The 15,034-nt window shown below is 28.7% G+C and carries 15 protein-coding genes and 3 pseudogenes; 12 read left to right on the top strand and 6 right to left on the bottom strand.

From position 1 onward, the window contains the following. Nucleotides 1–115 precede the first annotated feature (115 nt). Together CC89_RS00580 and CC89_RS00575 are read left to right on the top strand one after the other, a co-directional pair. Entirely contained in the window at nt 116–343 is a 228-nt protein-coding gene (locus CC89_RS00580; RefSeq protein WP_035287907.1) for an N-acetyltransferase, read from the top strand. A gap of 375 nt (nt 344–718) precedes the next feature. Next, entirely contained in the window at nt 719–1,339 is a 621-nt protein-coding gene (locus CC89_RS00575; RefSeq protein ID WP_035287905.1) for a nuclear transport factor 2 family protein, read from the top strand. Nucleotides 1,340–1,412: 73 nt separating this feature from the next. On the opposite strand, the gene CC89_RS00570 is transcribed toward CC89_RS00575, so the two are convergent. The 4 genes and pseudogenes from CC89_RS00570 to CC89_RS00555 form a co-directional block, all read right to left on the bottom strand. Next, nucleotides 1,413–1,964 carry a TetR/AcrR family transcriptional regulator gene (locus CC89_RS00570; RefSeq protein WP_035287903.1) on the bottom strand — a complete coding sequence of 184 codons (552 nt, stop codon included), beginning with the start codon at nt 1,962–1,964 and terminating at the stop codon, nt 1,413–1,415. Nucleotides 1,965–1,974: 10 nt separating this feature from the next. Further along, a complete protein-coding gene (locus CC89_RS00565) occupies nt 1,975–2,553 on the bottom strand; it encodes an MFS transporter (protein WP_286161280.1) in 579 nt (192 codons plus the stop codon). A 101-nt stretch (nt 2,554–2,654) separates the two neighbouring features. After that, nucleotides 2,655–3,878 carry an IS701 family transposase gene (locus tag CC89_RS00560; protein ID WP_035287900.1) on the bottom strand — a complete coding sequence of 408 codons (1,224 nt, stop codon included), beginning with the start codon at nt 3,876–3,878 and terminating at the stop codon, nt 2,655–2,657. A gap of 124 nt (nt 3,879–4,002) precedes the next feature. Then, a pseudogene (locus CC89_RS00555) lies at nt 4,003–4,638 on the bottom strand (MFS transporter); the annotation flags it as partial. A 268-nt stretch (nt 4,639–4,906) separates the two neighbouring features. Between CC89_RS00555 and rhuM the strand changes: the two are divergent. After that, a complete protein-coding gene (rhuM, locus tag CC89_RS00550) occupies nt 4,907–5,341 on the top strand; it encodes a RhuM family protein (protein WP_081896912.1) in 435 nt (144 codons plus the stop codon). Nucleotides 5,342–6,372: 1,031 nt separating this feature from the next. Here the strand turns inward: rhuM and CC89_RS20890 are convergent. Further along, nucleotides 6,373–6,982, bottom strand: a pseudogene (locus tag CC89_RS20890) (IS6 family transposase); the annotation flags it as partial. Between CC89_RS20890 and CC89_RS20220 the strand changes: the two are divergent. The 5 genes and pseudogenes from CC89_RS20220 to CC89_RS19335 all read left to right on the top strand — a co-directional run bounded on the left by CC89_RS20220 (nt 6,974) and on the right by CC89_RS19335 (nt 10,855). Further along, the gene (locus CC89_RS20220; RefSeq protein WP_185750627.1) at nt 6,974–7,123 is read left to right on the top strand and encodes a hypothetical protein; all 150 of its coding nucleotides are present in this window, start codon (nt 6,974–6,976) and stop codon (nt 7,121–7,123) included. The pseudogene CC89_RS20890 and the gene CC89_RS20220 sit on opposite strands and share 9 nt — an antisense overlap. Nucleotides 7,124–8,091: 968 nt before the next feature. Beyond that, a pseudogene (locus CC89_RS21365) lies at nt 8,092–8,205 on the top strand (transposase); the annotation flags it as partial. Between the two features lie 130 nt (nt 8,206–8,335). Beyond that, nucleotides 8,336–9,556 (top strand): alpha/beta hydrolase-fold protein, encoded by a 1,221-nt coding sequence (locus CC89_RS00545; protein ID WP_035287897.1) that lies wholly within the window; start codon nt 8,336–8,338, stop codon nt 9,554–9,556. A gap of 102 nt (nt 9,557–9,658) precedes the next feature. Next, on the top strand, nt 9,659–9,865 hold the full coding sequence (locus tag CC89_RS00540; RefSeq protein ID WP_035287895.1) for a hypothetical protein: 207 nt from the start codon (nt 9,659–9,661) through the stop codon (nt 9,863–9,865). A gap of 150 nt (nt 9,866–10,015) precedes the next feature. Beyond that, the gene (locus tag CC89_RS19335) at nt 10,016–10,855 is read left to right on the top strand and encodes a GNAT family N-acetyltransferase (RefSeq protein WP_051931346.1); all 840 of its coding nucleotides are present in this window, start codon (nt 10,016–10,018) and stop codon (nt 10,853–10,855) included. Between the two features lie 228 nt (nt 10,856–11,083). On the opposite strand, the gene CC89_RS00530 is transcribed toward CC89_RS19335, so the two are convergent. Continuing rightward, nucleotides 11,084–12,118 (bottom strand): MBL fold metallo-hydrolase, encoded by a 1,035-nt coding sequence (locus CC89_RS00530; protein ID WP_051931345.1) that lies wholly within the window; start codon nt 12,116–12,118, stop codon nt 11,084–11,086. A 340-nt stretch (nt 12,119–12,458) separates the two neighbouring features. Here CC89_RS00530 and CC89_RS00525 point away from each other — a divergent pair, with 340 nt between their 5' ends. From CC89_RS00525 to CC89_RS20885, 4 genes are all read left to right on the top strand, one after another. After that, nucleotides 12,459–12,683 (top strand): DUF6608 family protein, encoded by a 225-nt coding sequence (locus CC89_RS00525; RefSeq protein ID WP_035287892.1) that lies wholly within the window; start codon nt 12,459–12,461, stop codon nt 12,681–12,683. 56 nt (nt 12,684–12,739) lie between these two features. Further along, a complete protein-coding gene (locus CC89_RS00520; protein WP_035287889.1) occupies nt 12,740–13,396 on the top strand; it encodes a hypothetical protein in 657 nt (218 codons plus the stop codon). 309 nt (nt 13,397–13,705) lie between these two features. Beyond that, nucleotides 13,706–14,773 carry a radical SAM protein gene (locus CC89_RS00515; RefSeq protein WP_035287886.1) on the top strand — a complete coding sequence of 356 codons (1,068 nt, stop codon included), beginning with the start codon at nt 13,706–13,708 and terminating at the stop codon, nt 14,771–14,773. 99 nt (nt 14,774–14,872) lie between these two features. Then, a complete protein-coding gene (locus CC89_RS20885) occupies nt 14,873–14,998 on the top strand; it encodes a hypothetical protein (protein WP_286161264.1) in 126 nt (41 codons plus the stop codon). Nucleotides 14,999–15,034: the final 36 nt, after the last annotated feature.

Raw genomic sequence — 15,034 nt, 5'->3', positions numbered from 1 at the left:
TGTACACACTTTATGTAATAGAGAGTAAACAAATATTATTTGCACAATAAGTGACATTTGTTAAGTAAACGTCAAATAATACAGTGCATTGTATGGATCGACCGATTCAACGTTAATGACGCCTGATAACGGAGTAGAGCTAAGTATCTCAGGTAGTTGCGGTTCTCAAAGTGGAAATGGTGTTGGTAAAAAGCTAATGAATGAAGGTTATAGAATCATGAAAGAAAAGGGATATGATTATATAACAGCAGATTGGAGGATAATGAATCTTACCTCTTCAACATTTTGGCCTAAGTGTGGATTTAAGCCTATAGAATGGTTAGATATATTGATAACAATGTAGCATGGGCAAACTTTGATAACCTGGGTATTAAGTCATTAGATTAATAAGTAACAGACACCGTATTTCCGTACTTGTTTAAAACCGCAGTTACAGTGATACGGTAAACCGTACCATAGTGTGACACGTTGCAATTTGAAAAGAATTGCCTAAGCAATTGAAAGAAATTGTTTAAGAACTGATAGTTTGAAAAGTCAAATGAGAGGGTAACGCCTTGAAGGGCTTTCTCTGATACTCCGAATAGCGAAGCTTTTAGCAACCAGAAAAAGTTTTTCGCTCCGCTACAACCTTTTTCTGGCAGCACCCCAGGGGTCGTGACATAAACTGGAAGTTTATGTTTGCTATGTTTTGTAGAATTTTATATTAGGGGGATTTTTTATGTTGATTTATGATAATAAAAGCAGAGTAGCAGTTAAAGGTAACGCTTGTGAAGAAGTGCAAAAAAATGTTAGGTTAACATTAACACGATTTCAAGAGGGATATGGAAAGAGAGACTTGGATGCATTGGATGAATTTGTTGAGGAGCTTTTTGTAAATGACGATGATTCTCTAATAGTTGGAACAGCAGATTCTGAATGGTGTAACGGAAAAGATGAAATTAAGAATTTAATTGGTTCAGACTGGAAGTATTGGGCGAATGTTGTCCTTGATATTGATGGAGCTACAGTTTCTTCACTAGGAGATGTTGCTTGGGTTACTACAGAGGGATTCTTACATAGTGCACTTAAAGAAGCTAGAGCATATGAGAAGTGCCTAGATAAAATCAAACAAAGTATAGATTCAGATATCAAATCAAAAGATAAAGTGCTAGATACACTAAGAACTATTTCAATGAGTTTGTTTGATCTTAATCTAGGTGAAGAAGTAATAAGACCGTTTAGATTTACTGCAGTCTTATTGAGATGTAATAATTGCTGGAAGTTTCATAGTATACATTTCTCACATCCAACAAATTTACCAGCAGATGTAAGAATAGTTGGAGATATGAGAATCAGCTAACTTTGGGCATCGTCTAACAATACACTCCCATTAATACAATTATTGAGTTCCATTAAACATAACTTATATTCTATTAATTTTTTAAAATACCATAAAGAAGTATCTTTAAAGTGTCATCCATTGCATCTTTCATAGTTATATTGTTTTTACTTAAAAATTTATAATCTAAAAGGGTACTACTGACACTTTCTAATATAAAACTTATAATGTGAATATCTATACCCTCTTTAAGCTCACCTGATTCCATAGCTTCTTTTAATATATTTTCTATGAGTTTTAATTTAAAATTTTTAAGAGATTCAATTTCCTTCCATTTTTCATAATAAAACTTATAGGCTTCATCTAATATGCTAACAGGAAGCTTATATTTATGATAAGAAAAAATTATTGAACTTAACTTATCTTCTAAAGAGCTTTGTTTTTCTATTCCTTCCATAGTGTATTTTTTATCACTTTCAATTATTTCTTTAAAATATTCAAAAATAATATCATTTTTACTTTTAAAATACTTATATATAGTTTTTTTACTTATTTTAAGCTCTGAAGCTATTTCATTCATAGTAAACTTTCTTAATCCGTGACACTGTATTTTTTCAGCAGCAACTTTCATTATTGTATTTTTCAATTGATCACCTCTATTTTAGTTTTAACTCTCTAGATAAAATATTTTTAGGCCTTTCTACAGTAAATATGCCAAGGACACATATTAAAATTATTAAAAATAATTCAATATCTTTATGATTATTCCACAAAGCGCCTGTAATCACAGATCCTACAAAGGAGCCAACATATTGAAAACTATTTATTATTCCATTTGCAGTTCCTCTATAACTATTTTCTGCGATATCATTAGCTACAGAAGGTATTACAGTAGCTAATAAAATATATCCTGTCATAAATAATATACTTCCTATTAATATAAAATAAAAGGAGTTTTCATTAAAATAAAAGCATATTCCTACAGCAGCCAAAACAAAGGCTAACATAATTAAAGTTGAACTGTACCCTTTTTCAACTAATACAATAGATTTTCTCATAAATATTATTGCAATAATAACAGAGGGCATAAAAATCTTCCACATACCACTTGACCCAGTAATTGGGTTAAGGTAAATAGGAACTATATAAAATACAGCAACCATTATATAATTATTTAAAAACCCTGCTATATTAAGCCCTAAGAATTTCTTATTCTTTAACTTAACTTCTTTAATTTTAAAAGCTAAAAATCCATTTATAGATAAATATTTATATATGTGAATATTATTACATTGGTAATACTTATAGTTATCCTATAAATAACTAACAAATTTTTCTAACAGGCTAACTTTAGCTCGGTAAGTACTTTTTCTATAGGTACATCTTGTTTAGCTTGCTCATAAACAAAATATACTAGTTCTTTAGCCGCTAGGCTTTTGATGGATTTTATGGTATCTCCAATTGTTTTAAGCTCCTTAAGATGATATAACCTATAAATCTCTAGGAAATTGATTGCTAAAAATGTAAGCAGAAAGTATCTCTCTATAGAGAGTATACCTTGAACTTTATATTCATCAAATCCTAAGTGTGTTTTAAGATATTTGTAGTTAGTTTCAATACTCCATCTTTTTAGATAGTATTTTATTATAGCCTCGTTGTTAAGTTCTACATCCGTAGACATTAGGTATACAGGATCTTTGAAGCCATCTCCATCAACTTCATAGCAAATTAAGGCTGTTGCATTTTCAAACTTTGAAACTTTACCTTCGTATCTATATATTCTATACTCAGTACCTTCGATGGTAACTACATCTAAGGTAGCTGGATTTATATATTTAGCGAATTCCTTAATTTGCATTGTGATTCCTAATGGAGAAATTTTTCTGTTAGATTTTAAAGCACCAATAAGGTTAAAACCTTTTAGCATACAACCGTTTATTAACTTTTCGCTAGTATACCAACTGTCAACAAGACAATATACTTTATCGCAGTTAATAGGTTTTTCAAAAGAACTAATAAAATTTAAAGCTATATCCGACTTTCCCATAAAAGTTTTATTGTGTTTTTTACAGTTTTCTTCACTTAAATAAGGCTTGTAGGTTAAAGGGATAGACATATTCCCTGCAACAAAATTAGAAGTAACTACACAGTGAGACCAAAGAGTTTTACCTTCTGTATGGCAGTGATTATAGCTTAATCCTTGCATTTTCTTTGCTTGTATTTTAGGATTCACGGTATCATCTATCACTAAGAATCCTACGGATTTTGATTTTATGAGTTTATTGAAATGTAAATTTAAATAGTTAATGCGATTTCTATCAATGAGACTATCGTCCCACTTGGAGTGACTCAAAAATCTATATATTGAGCTACTACTTTTAGCAGTTAGTATATGTTCTGAGATTTTAAGTAAAGACTTTGTGCCATCTAAATTTATTAATCCATTAATAATAGTGGTTATATGATGAAATTGCGGTTTACTCATTCCATAATTTACATCATTTAAGTAATTGTAAAGTTCATCATTAATGGATATAATATTATTAAATTTATTTGGCATACTGACCACCTCCGGGTAATATTTGTGTTGTAACTTATATTTTACACGGAAAAAGTCAGTGTGCCATATTTATTTTTTGGTAATAGTACCAATTCAACTTTTTATTTTGCAGAAGTTAAGTCTTTAATAAAATCTTTACTCCATCTTTAATTTTAACTTTATTTTCAATGGTTTTATGAGAGTTTTTATTATGATCTTCTTTTAAAAAAACTAATATAATAAGCCATACTAATAAAATTAAAATAGCACATACTAAGAACATTTGTCTTACAGATAAATAATTATTGATTAAAGGACCTATAGCAAAGGCTGATGCTGCTGCAAATCCTATAATTATCCCTAAAATACTTAAAGCTCTAGGCCTTTTTTTATTATCTACACTACTACTAATCCATGAATATCCAGTAGCTAACACAGCTCCACTTCCTTGCAAAGCTCTAGCAAAAATAAGCATATATATGCTTTTAGAAAGAAAAGCAATAAAAAGTCCTACTATTACTTGTAAAAGTCCAATTAAAATTACAGGTTTGTTTCCTATTTTATCACTCCATATTCCAAAAGGAATTTGAAATACAGCTTGCATTAAACCAAACATACCAAGGGCTACCCCAGCTAAAGTTGCATTACTATAGGTTAAAGTTTTACTATAGGTAGAAATAAAGGGCATAACCATAGTCATTGCCATTTGTCTAATACCTAAAGCTAAACTTATTGTAATTAAAAATAAAAGCTCTTTTCTAGAAAATACCTTGTTTTTCATTTTAAAAACCCTCTCTTTCAATCAGGAAACCAATTAAGTTTTTGTGGTTTCCTGATTGAAATTATAGTTTTTATTTATGTAATTGTCAATATGTAACTATTCAGCTATAACAAAATTTAACTATATTTTAAAATAAAATTTAATATATTGCCATTATCATTGAGTATTATAAATATATCTAAAAAATTAGCAACCAGGGAAAGTCTTTCGTTTCACTTCAGCCTTTTTCTGGAACGACCCCAGGAGTCATGACATAAACTGAAAGTTTATGTTTGCTAAAAACAATAATAAACTTCAAATAAGGAACAGCACAGCAGAATTTTTAATTTTTACTTCACAAACAGAAGAAAATTCCATAGAGGTTATGGTTGTAGATGATAACGTGTGGTTAACACAAGAAATGATTGCAACTCTTTATGAAAAAGGTCGTTCAACCATTACAGAGCATTTAAAAAATATTTTTTTAGATGGTGAATTAGATGAAAATTCAGTATGTCGGAAATTCCGACGAACTAGTTCTGATGGGAAAGAATATAACACTAAATTTTATAATTTAGAAGCAGTTATTGCAGTTGGATTTAGGACTAATTCTGAAAGAGCAATAGAAACCAGAAAAAGTTTTTCGCTCCGCTACAACCTTTTTCTAGGAGTACCCCAGCAGGTTGTGCGAAAATTATTTTCAATGCAATATTTTGATAATTAACTTTCAAAAATAACTTATGTTTTATCTTAAATCAATAAAATAAGACTTTTTAAAACTATTTTAAAGGCACATTTTTGGTTTTTTTATCAAAAATAAAATGCCAAACTAAAAACTTGCAAGCAATTTTGATTTTCGCATAACCTGCCAGGGGTCGTTACATAAACTGGAAGCTTATGTAACAGCGACTAGTGGGAATATTTTCTGAAGTAGCCTTTCGGATCTTAAGTAGAATGAGCGGAAAGCTTCAAAAAAATCTGCAATGCTTTTAATGACAACGTTTTTTTTATTAGGAAGCTTTTTATTTTTGTTTTTAGATGTTTTTTCTTATATAAATATGTCTTTTTAAGTTTACTTCTGTCCGATGATAGATTTAAGAGGCATAATCTAGATATAAAATCATAATGAGTACCAAGTGATGGGACATTACTTTTAGTGAAATCTATACAGGTCGCAAGTAACTCACTAGTATGAAGCTTTTAAACTCAGTTAGTAATGCTTGTTTTTTTTGAAAAAGCATTAAAGAAAATGAACGAAATATTTCAGGTTAAAGGGTTGTAGGTTTACCAGTATTAGAATAATAAGGTTTTAATATCTCGCTAAGAATATCTAAGTCTAAGCAATACAACTTAGAGATAGAAGGTTCAAGTTCTATAAAATTTTTAGAAAAAGATTTGTATAAACAAGGAGATTTTAAAAATAATTGCTGATAATTAGCATGAGAGCTCCAATTTTTAAGCATAAAATAAATCTTGTATTAAAACATGTTTTTAATAGGGTGGTCGCAACTTTTTACAAACTTGTCAGGTGTTTTATGTAAAAAAGTGGGGTTGAGTAATAAAAATTGATGATACTAAAAATGAGCAATTACAGGAGCTAAGGACTTTCTGTGAAAGCTCAAATAGGGAATCTGTTAAGTTGATATGAAAAAGGAGTTTAATATTTCATACAATTACTCGTTCTTTGAAAACTATATAAGTTTGATTATTTTATTGTATGGCAAACAAACCTGCAATAAAGCGGATTTCTGCAGGTTAATCAAAGATATTAATAAAAATTATACAGCGTACAAACCAAGAAAATTTATTTAATTCATCACTTTCCAACCTTGCTACCTAGTAGTAGTTAGTTTATTTAGTGAACTATGTGGTCTAATAAAGTTGTAGTAAAAGATAAATAAGGATATTAGATTATTCGCTTTCTCAAAAGAATTAAATCTTTTTTTAGCTTTATACCATGCTTTGAATGTTTTATTAAAAGACTCTATTAAGTTATTAGTTATGTCGCTAGGCATAGCAGTAACAGGTACATGTTTGCTTTCATTCAATAGCTTCGAGCTTGGTTATAAGAAGGTAGTTTATCAGTTATAAAGTTTAATGGATTTAGAAAGTGTTTAGCTTGGTTTATCAGTGTGAATGATGAGTCTTCACTGCGTGATTTTTTTATATGAAAGGGCAAAACAAATCGTGTTTCAGAGTCAATGACTAGCCATAAATAATAACGTTCACCATTAATGAAAATGACTGTTTCATCAGCCTGGCAAGCGTTAGATTGTAAATTTAAATTAGTCTTAAATTTATCAGCTTTCGCTTTAAAGTAAGGAGCAAATTTATTAGTGCAATTAGATATAGTAACATGTTTTATAGTAGATGTAATAGCATCTTTTGGGTTAAAAATAACTATGATAAATCAAAAGATACACTTATAATAAATGCTGATAATGGATTAGAAAATAGAAGTTGTAGAATTCAGTTTATAAAGAAATTAGTAGAAATTTTTAGCTGAATATGATAAAAAGTGATACTAGCTTATTATCCCTAATATCATAGTAAAGATAATACTATAAAAGGGATATGAGGGTAATTAGAGAAACGTTAGAATAAAAGCAAAAAAGAAATAATGAAGGGATATAAAGACGTATTAGAAAAAATGAAAATATTGAAAATGGATTATTGCAATAAATATTGAAAAATGAAAGAAGGGGTATTTAAGTATATAGAATTAACTTTGGAGTAAGGGGCATTATATTCATTTTGGAGAAAAACAATATTTTAATTTATATTTTTGTATAATAAAAGCAAAAATTATTTTGTTAGATTAAGTATATTATGCTAAAATTAAGTATAAATCAACAATTGTTTTAAAGTAATCTGTTATTTTTTTATTGTGCCTTAAATAGCCTAAATGGGGTAACATCGCAAACAAACCCATGAATATATTGTTATAGATGTAGATATTTTGTGAAAGAAAGTATCTTTAATCGTTAAAAAATAAGCTTAAGATGTATCCATTGTCATCATAGAGAAATTCCAATTAAAATATCATTTTTACAAAAACATCAAAGAAAAATTGATAGGTTTAAGGAGTAAATTATTAAAGTTGCTTTGAAAACAAGTGTTAATGAAGTTGCAGAAGAATTAGAAAATTGATATCACAAAGTAAAGAATATATTTCACAATTATATAGATGAGTTAATTTAAAAATTTAAAGAAACTTTATACAAAAAAAGTGTAGAGTATTTTGAAATTGATGAATTTGCTGTAAAGAAAGGACATAAATATGTGATAGCAATTATAAATTCATATTCAAAAAGCAATAAAATAATTTATATTCTTGATAATAGGAAAAAGAAGAGTTAATAGTTTACCTTAGAAATTGGCTAATAGATGCTTAAAAAATGGTGTGTAAAAGTAAAAGAATATGGGATTAAAGAATATTATAAGGTTATAAAAATCATTTAAAATTGGTTTGGAGAAATTTTAAATGATTTTGAGAATAGATTAATCAATGATTCAATAGAAGGTATAAATAATAAAACGAAATTTATAAAAAGAACTGGAGTAGGAGTGATTATCTACAGTGCCTAAGGTTAAAAAGTTTTTGGAAGGGGGTGTTGAAAAAGATTAAAGTTACTACAAATTTTTATATTCACTTTGCATAACATTTATTAAATAGGCAATAAAATTGAAAATGACAATAAATTTAAGGAGTGAAATTATGGAAAAATCATTATTAAGAAGTAAAAAAATTATAGAATTAGAAGAAAAGATTCAACAAGGAAATAATCAAGCTGTGGAAAAATTTTGGTGTGAGATAGAGGAGAATGGTACCCCTTTAATAGAGAAAATTGATGGAGATCATGAAAATGTATTAGTTTCTTTTATTTATAAAGCTGATAAACAAATTGAAAATGTAGTATTAATACCACCAATAGGAGCAGGGAATTTTAGTGAGAATAAAATGGAAAGACTTTTAGACACAGATATATGGCATATAAATTATAAAATAAGAAATGATGTACGCTTTAGTTATTTTTTCTCTCCAAATGATTTTTTTGATGATGATTGGGAAAAAAGATATAAAAATTCAACACATGATATATTTAATAAAAATCTAATAGTTTTTACAGATGATGACGGGGAAGATGAGTTAATAAAATCTTATGCGCTAATGCCCAATGAAAAAGAACATTTCTTTGTTAAAGAGAGAACTGATGTTCCAAAAGGTAGTATACATGAACATAAATTTCATAGTGAAAAATTAGAAAAAGATCGCAGAATTAGAATTTATACACCTTATAATTATGATGAAAGTAATAAACCATATAGATTTTTGGTTTTAACTGATGGAGATGAATACATTAATATGCTTTCAGCTACCAAAGTGTTGGACAACTTAATATCTGATAAAAAAATACCATATGTAGTTGTAATATTTATTGATTCTACTGAAACAAGAGAAGAAGAATTAATGTGTAATGATACATTTGCAGATATCATAGTTAAAGAATTAATTCCATGGGTTAGAGATAATTATAATATTTCTAATAAAGCTGATGAAGGTATAATAGGGGGACTTAGTTTAGGAGGATTGACAGCAGCATATTTAGGATTAAAGTATTCAGAAGTTTTTGGAAATGTAATTTCTCAATCTGGATCATATTGGTATAAACCAGAAAGCTATGAGGGTGCTGAAAGTGATTGTTGGCTTAGTACTCAATTTGATGCAATAGATAGATTACCTCTTAAGTTCTACCTAAATGTAGGTGTTCTAGAAGATAAAGAAGATATGATTGATACAAATATAAAATTAAGAGATGTGTTAATAAAAAAAGGATATCCTGTTGAATTTGAAGAGTTTAAAAGTGGACATGATTATTTATACTGGGGAGAAACATTGGCTAATGGGTTAATTTCACTCATTGGGGTGAATAATTAATTAGAAACCAGAAAAAGTCTTTCGTTTCACTTCAGCCTTTTTCTGGAACGACCCCAGGGGTCGTGACATAAACTGGAAGTTTATGTTTGCTAAGCCCAAGTTGTGGCTTTTGAGTTCTGGAGTAAGGCAAGGAATGACAGGGAAAAGGCCTGGAAGGATTATGTTAACTTATGTAAAGCAGGTGGAGCTTTCACATTTAATGAAGTTATTAAGACTGGAAATATGAAAAATCCATTTGAGATTGGAAGCATTGAAGGAATTGTCAAGGAAATTAAGGAATGGATATTTGAAGCAGAGAAAAGATTATAAGAAGATTTTGAGGTACAGGTAGTGGTATGTGCTCTGTTACTGTTGTAATATTTAGCAACAAAAACTAGAAGTAAACTTCCAGTTTTTGAAAGGGATCTGGCTCATTACAGAATTAAAAGGGCATAAATAAATGTAAAAAGAGGGATAAAAGTGAGGTATATAGAGGACAAAAAATTTCAATATAAGGATATACTGATAAAATATTTAAGAGATTACAACAAAAAATATACTGGTGAAAGAGAATCATCAACTGAATATTTTTATGCTGTTGATGGTGAGAAACTGGTTGGAGTTGTATATACAAATTATTTTTGGGATTGGGTAAGTATTGGTAGTGCGTTTTATGAGAATATTGATGTTCTAAAAAAGTTGATTTCAGAAGTCAGTGATTATTATAAGAATAAAGCGGTAGGATTAAAATTATATACTGAAGTTGAATCTAGAGTTGAAGATTTTAAGTCTATAGGTTTTGATATAGGAGGAATTACAGAAAAAACACCAAGAACAACAAAATATTTCTATTTGAAGAATACTGATTTTAATATAAAAAGCAATGCGCAAACAGAAGTTATTGTAGCTACTGATAAAATTGATAAATATAACTCTATTTTATTAAATCAAATAGAGAGATTTAATATAGATAACAATATTCATCCAATTAAAGAAAGAAATATAATGTTTGTGGCATTAGATGATAATAAATTTGTTGGCGGAGTTCAGGGGATCATTACTGAAGATTCAATGTATATAAGCAGGCTTGTAGTTGATGAAGAGTATAGAGGCAATAAAATTGGTAAAAACCTTATGTACAAGATTGAGGAAAAAGCAAAGGAGTTAAATGTCTATAGCATTAATCTAGGTACAGTAGAGTTTCAAGCAGAAAAATTCTATGATAAATTAGGATACAAGATAGTTTTTATAAAAGAAAATGATCCAAGAGGTTATAAATCATATAGTATGGTAAAAAAAATATGTGACCAAAATAAATAAGTTGAGTTCTCTGAGGAATGGAGGAGTGGCTTTTTTAAATGGTGGAGAATATTTGGAGCGAATGCTGAAACTATTAGCCACGAAATGCAGGTGTTGGAAAGGACAATAATATCCTGGGATTAGAAGTCAGAAAATATGTAGTCGTTATTGCAAGACTACATATTTTCATGTGATTCTAAGGTGTAGCATGGTACATACTTTTTTATGTCTTATGCAAAATGTACTGCATTAATTTTCATATATACTTCCAGTTTCATTTACAAATGTCTGGTTTGGCATCTGTTCCTTGAACATTTTTGTAGCCTTAGGACCTGTACAATGAGAAAGCCCTATTTTTTCAACTCCAAGTTCCTTGAAACGATCAATAGTGGACTGAATCTTTTCATCTGATGCATCAAGAAGATGGAATCCACCTATAACAGCATAAACCTTTTTGCCAGTTCTCTGCTGAACTGTATTTACAATATTAAGTATTCCTGTATGAGAACAACCTGATAGAATTACAAGTCCCTTATCTGTTTCAATAGAAACTGCTACTTCTTCGTCAAAGTCATCTACTATGTACTTGTCTCCATCTTTCACCAACATATTTGGTGCTAGCTTGTCTCCTTTGTTAATAGTGAAATGCCCATGCACTGTTATGCCTTTTTCCATGTCTTGACTGTCACCATTAACATAGCTGATTTTCACACCTTTGTCTGTAACATCCTTTTCCTTAAAATTAATTCCTACTGGAAAATAACCTGGTTTTCCATCTGTAAAGTCAAACTTCTGACCAATTTTATCATAATAATATTTGTTATCTGATAATTCAAAGAAGGAATCCTTTAAATATAACTTTGTGTCCTTTGCATCGTATTTGTTTAGATAAGGCATAAGTCCACCACAATGGTCGTAATGAGCATGACTTAACACCATATCATCTACCTTGCTAATATTCACATTCATCTTTTCTGCATTTTTTATAAATTCTCCGGCTTTTCCAGTGTCAAAAATAACTTTTTTGTCACCATATTCAATTAAAACAGAAAAACCGAATTCATTCTGTAATGTTTGATGTTCCTCATTTTTATTTTCAGCAAGAGTTGTTATCTTAAGCTTTGGACTAGCATTGTCAGTGTTTGCTTTTTTTGCCACTGCACTATTGTTTTTAGTTTTGTCCTTAGTGCTATTATCTGTTTTATTACTATTGCCACAACCTGTAATACCTAATAAACTGATTAATAATGTTGTAGCTATTAACTTCTTAATTCTTTTGTTCATTTGTATACCTCCTAAAAAGCATATAATACCGTTGTACAACATGTGTCATTATATATTTGTAAGAATTATTTGTCAAATTGCTTTTTGAAATAGTTGTTTTGATATCTATGGATATTATATATGCCTTTTTTGACAACATTCCATGGGTCGTTACATAAACTGGAAACTTATGTTTGCTATGTTTGAATTAAATTGATTATATTAGGGTTTTTAGTCAAGATAAATGTACCTCAGATATGTTTTTTGCTTATACAACTTAAATATTTCAAGTTGTAGGATAAACAGGAGATTGTTGTAATTAAGAAGAAGCGTGATATAATTTATATGAAAGGAGGATAAATTGAAGATTAATTATTATGAAGATAAAATGATAGAAGGAAATGGCACATTATATAGTGAAAAAGACCACGAAATCATGAACTATTTAGAACTATATGAAATAATTTTAGTAAAGAATGAGGAATTGACGAAAAAGATACTCCCTAATTCATATAGGAATATATTTTTATCATTTGCAATTTCATATATTATAGGTGTTGCTATTTATTATTTAAATGTGTTATGAGAAGTAAAAAATGCTAATCAAATATTAAGGAATATAAAGAAGAAAGGAAATTGAATATGGAAAAGAAAATTACTGGGTGGGATTATTTCTCATTAGGAATGCTTGCATTTGCTGGATTAGGGCTAGAAGCATTATATGCTTATTTATTAGAACCGATGATATATGGAGTCGCAATGCAGGAATGGAATACAAGTCAGACAATCCTTCATTGGATTATAACCTGCATTTCTTGGGGGATAGTAGGTTATCTGCTTATCCTTACATCTAAGAAGAAGTATCAGTTTAATCTTTTTGAAACAGCAGATAGGATGACAAAATGGCAATGGGTAGCTATTATATTTTGTGTTGTTCTAGCATTAGTGGCAAGCTATATAGATTGGAAAGGATTTAAGGTTATCAGAGAGTTTCAGCATAAAGGGTTATTATTATTTGTTTTTCAGTATATATATTATGTATTTGAAACAGTGTTATTTATGCTTATTATAATTTTTACTCAGAAGGCATTTGAAGTATGGTATAAAAGAAAAAACATCCCATATGGGGGAATAATCTGTGGAATTACATGGGGATTGGCGCATGCATTTACAAAAGGTAGTATATGGATTGGATTAGAAGGAATTGTCATGGGATTTTTCCTAGGAGTAACTTATTTATTAGTGAATAGAGACATAAAGAAAACATATATAGCATTGTTTATTATGTTTGTACTATAGTTGATTGATATAGGCACTTTTTAGCTGGTGGTAAACATAGTAAGGTATAATACTAAAATACAGATGAGATATTAAGGCTAAAATAAAAATCATTATTTCCAATGTTAATACAGAATACATTAAGCTTGTCTTAATATATTCTAGAACCTTATTTTGACAAAATATCAAAAAATAATTGTAATAAGTATATAACGGAGATTCAAAAAATATGTATAAATAACATAATTTTTTAATTGATAAATAGTAGGGAGAATTTTTCTTAATATGTATGGTATATACTAATAAACTATAATTTAAGGAGATAAAATGATGGAATTAAAGCATATGACCATGTTTTTGACAACCCAATGTAATCTAACATGTACATATTGTTTTTGTGGTAAGAAATATAATTCTTCTATGAAGTGGAATGTTGCAGTTGGGGCAGTGAACTTTTTTGAAAAAAATAGAGATTATAAGGATAATACTATAACTTTTTTTGGCGGGGAACCTTTAATTGAAAAAGAATTATTATTTAGAATTGCAGATTATGTAATGGAAAATTGTCCAGATATAAAAATGCACGTTACTACTAATGGTACATTATTATCAGAGGGTGTATATGATGAATTAAAAAAAAGAAATATAAATATTTTATTGAGTTTAGATGGATATGAAGAAAATCATGATTTTTATCGTAAATACACTAGTGGAAAAGGGTCTTGGAATACAATAATAAGAAATTTGAATTCTCTTCATATAGATGTTTTTCCACCTATTAGAATGACTGTAACTGTTAAAAATGTAGAGAAATTGAGTAGCAATGTAATAAATTTATACAATATGGGTTTTAAGTCAATAGCCTTTTATATAGCCTATGAAGATAAGTGGGATGAGAATAAAATTTATATATATGAGTCTGAATACAGGAAAATTGCATTATTTTATGAGCAATGTTTTGAAAATGGACAACCTATATATATAGATTCAATAGATAAAGTAATTGATAGTAATATAAATAATATTATAAATCAGTGTGCTATTGGAAATCAGTGTATAAGTGTTTTGCCGGATGGTACTTTTTATCCTTGTCATCGGATAGATTTTACAAAAAAACCTTTAAATATGGGGGATGTTTATAATGGAGTAAAAAAAGAAGCCTGTGAATTTTATAGAAATATATTAGATTTATCTGATCCAGAATGTGATGAGTGTGTGCTACATACAAGGTGTTTACAATGTCCTATTCAAAATAAAAATATTACAGGGGGGTATCACTTGGTACCAGAAATTTCATGCGAAGTTAATCGTATTCATATAGTATATGGTGATAAGATTGCAGGAGATTTATATCAATCAAACAATAATATGTTTTTAAAAAAGTTTTATAATAGTTAATTTGTTCTACATTAAATATGTGTATGTGTATCCAAAAGGAGTATTATAAATAAAAAAAATGTAGTAAATTAATATAAAAATAAGGAGGAGGTGATAGGTGTGAAAAAAATAGTTAAGAAATATGAAGTGTTATATCCAGTTAAAAATAATTTAAAAGGATTAGAGAAAGTTGAAAAAAGTGATCTTTGTCAATATATAGATACTTATGCTAGTCCAAGTCGTTAGTATTAAATAAGAATCCCAAAAAACTCCTTTTGAATA

It is taken from the genome of Clostridium sp. KNHs214, assembly GCF_000744935.1.
Taxonomy (GTDB): Bacteria; Bacillota; Clostridia; order Clostridiales; family Clostridiaceae; genus Haloimpatiens.
This window is presented reverse-complemented; position numbering and strand designations above follow the sequence as displayed.

What these genes read in the sequence shown, in the direction of transcription:
- CC89_RS00580 (WP_035287907.1), top strand. Translation starts at nt 116, where the DNA reads ATGACGCCTGATAACGGAGTAGAGCTAAGTATCTCAGGTAGTTGCGGT.
- CC89_RS00575 (WP_035287905.1), top strand. Translation starts at nt 719, where the DNA reads ATGTTGATTTATGATAATAAAAGCAGAGTAGCAGTTAAAGGTAACGCT.
- CC89_RS00560 (WP_035287900.1), bottom strand. Translation starts at nt 3,878, where the DNA reads ATGCCAAATAAATTTAATAATATTATATCCATTAATGATGAACTTTAC.
- rhuM (WP_081896912.1), top strand. Translation starts at nt 4,907, where the DNA reads ATGTTTGCTAAAAACAATAATAAACTTCAAATAAGGAACAGCACAGCA.
- CC89_RS20220 (WP_185750627.1), top strand. Translation starts at nt 6,974, where the DNA reads ATGTTTTATAGTAGATGTAATAGCATCTTTTGGGTTAAAAATAACTAT.
- CC89_RS00545 (WP_035287897.1), top strand. Translation starts at nt 8,336, where the DNA reads ATGGAAAAATCATTATTAAGAAGTAAAAAAATTATAGAATTAGAAGAA.
- CC89_RS00530 (WP_051931345.1), bottom strand. Translation starts at nt 12,118, where the DNA reads ATGAACAAAAGAATTAAGAAGTTAATAGCTACAACATTATTAATCAGT.
- CC89_RS00520 (WP_035287889.1), top strand. Translation starts at nt 12,740, where the DNA reads ATGGAAAAGAAAATTACTGGGTGGGATTATTTCTCATTAGGAATGCTT.
- CC89_RS00515 (WP_035287886.1), top strand. Translation starts at nt 13,706, where the DNA reads ATGGAATTAAAGCATATGACCATGTTTTTGACAACCCAATGTAATCTA.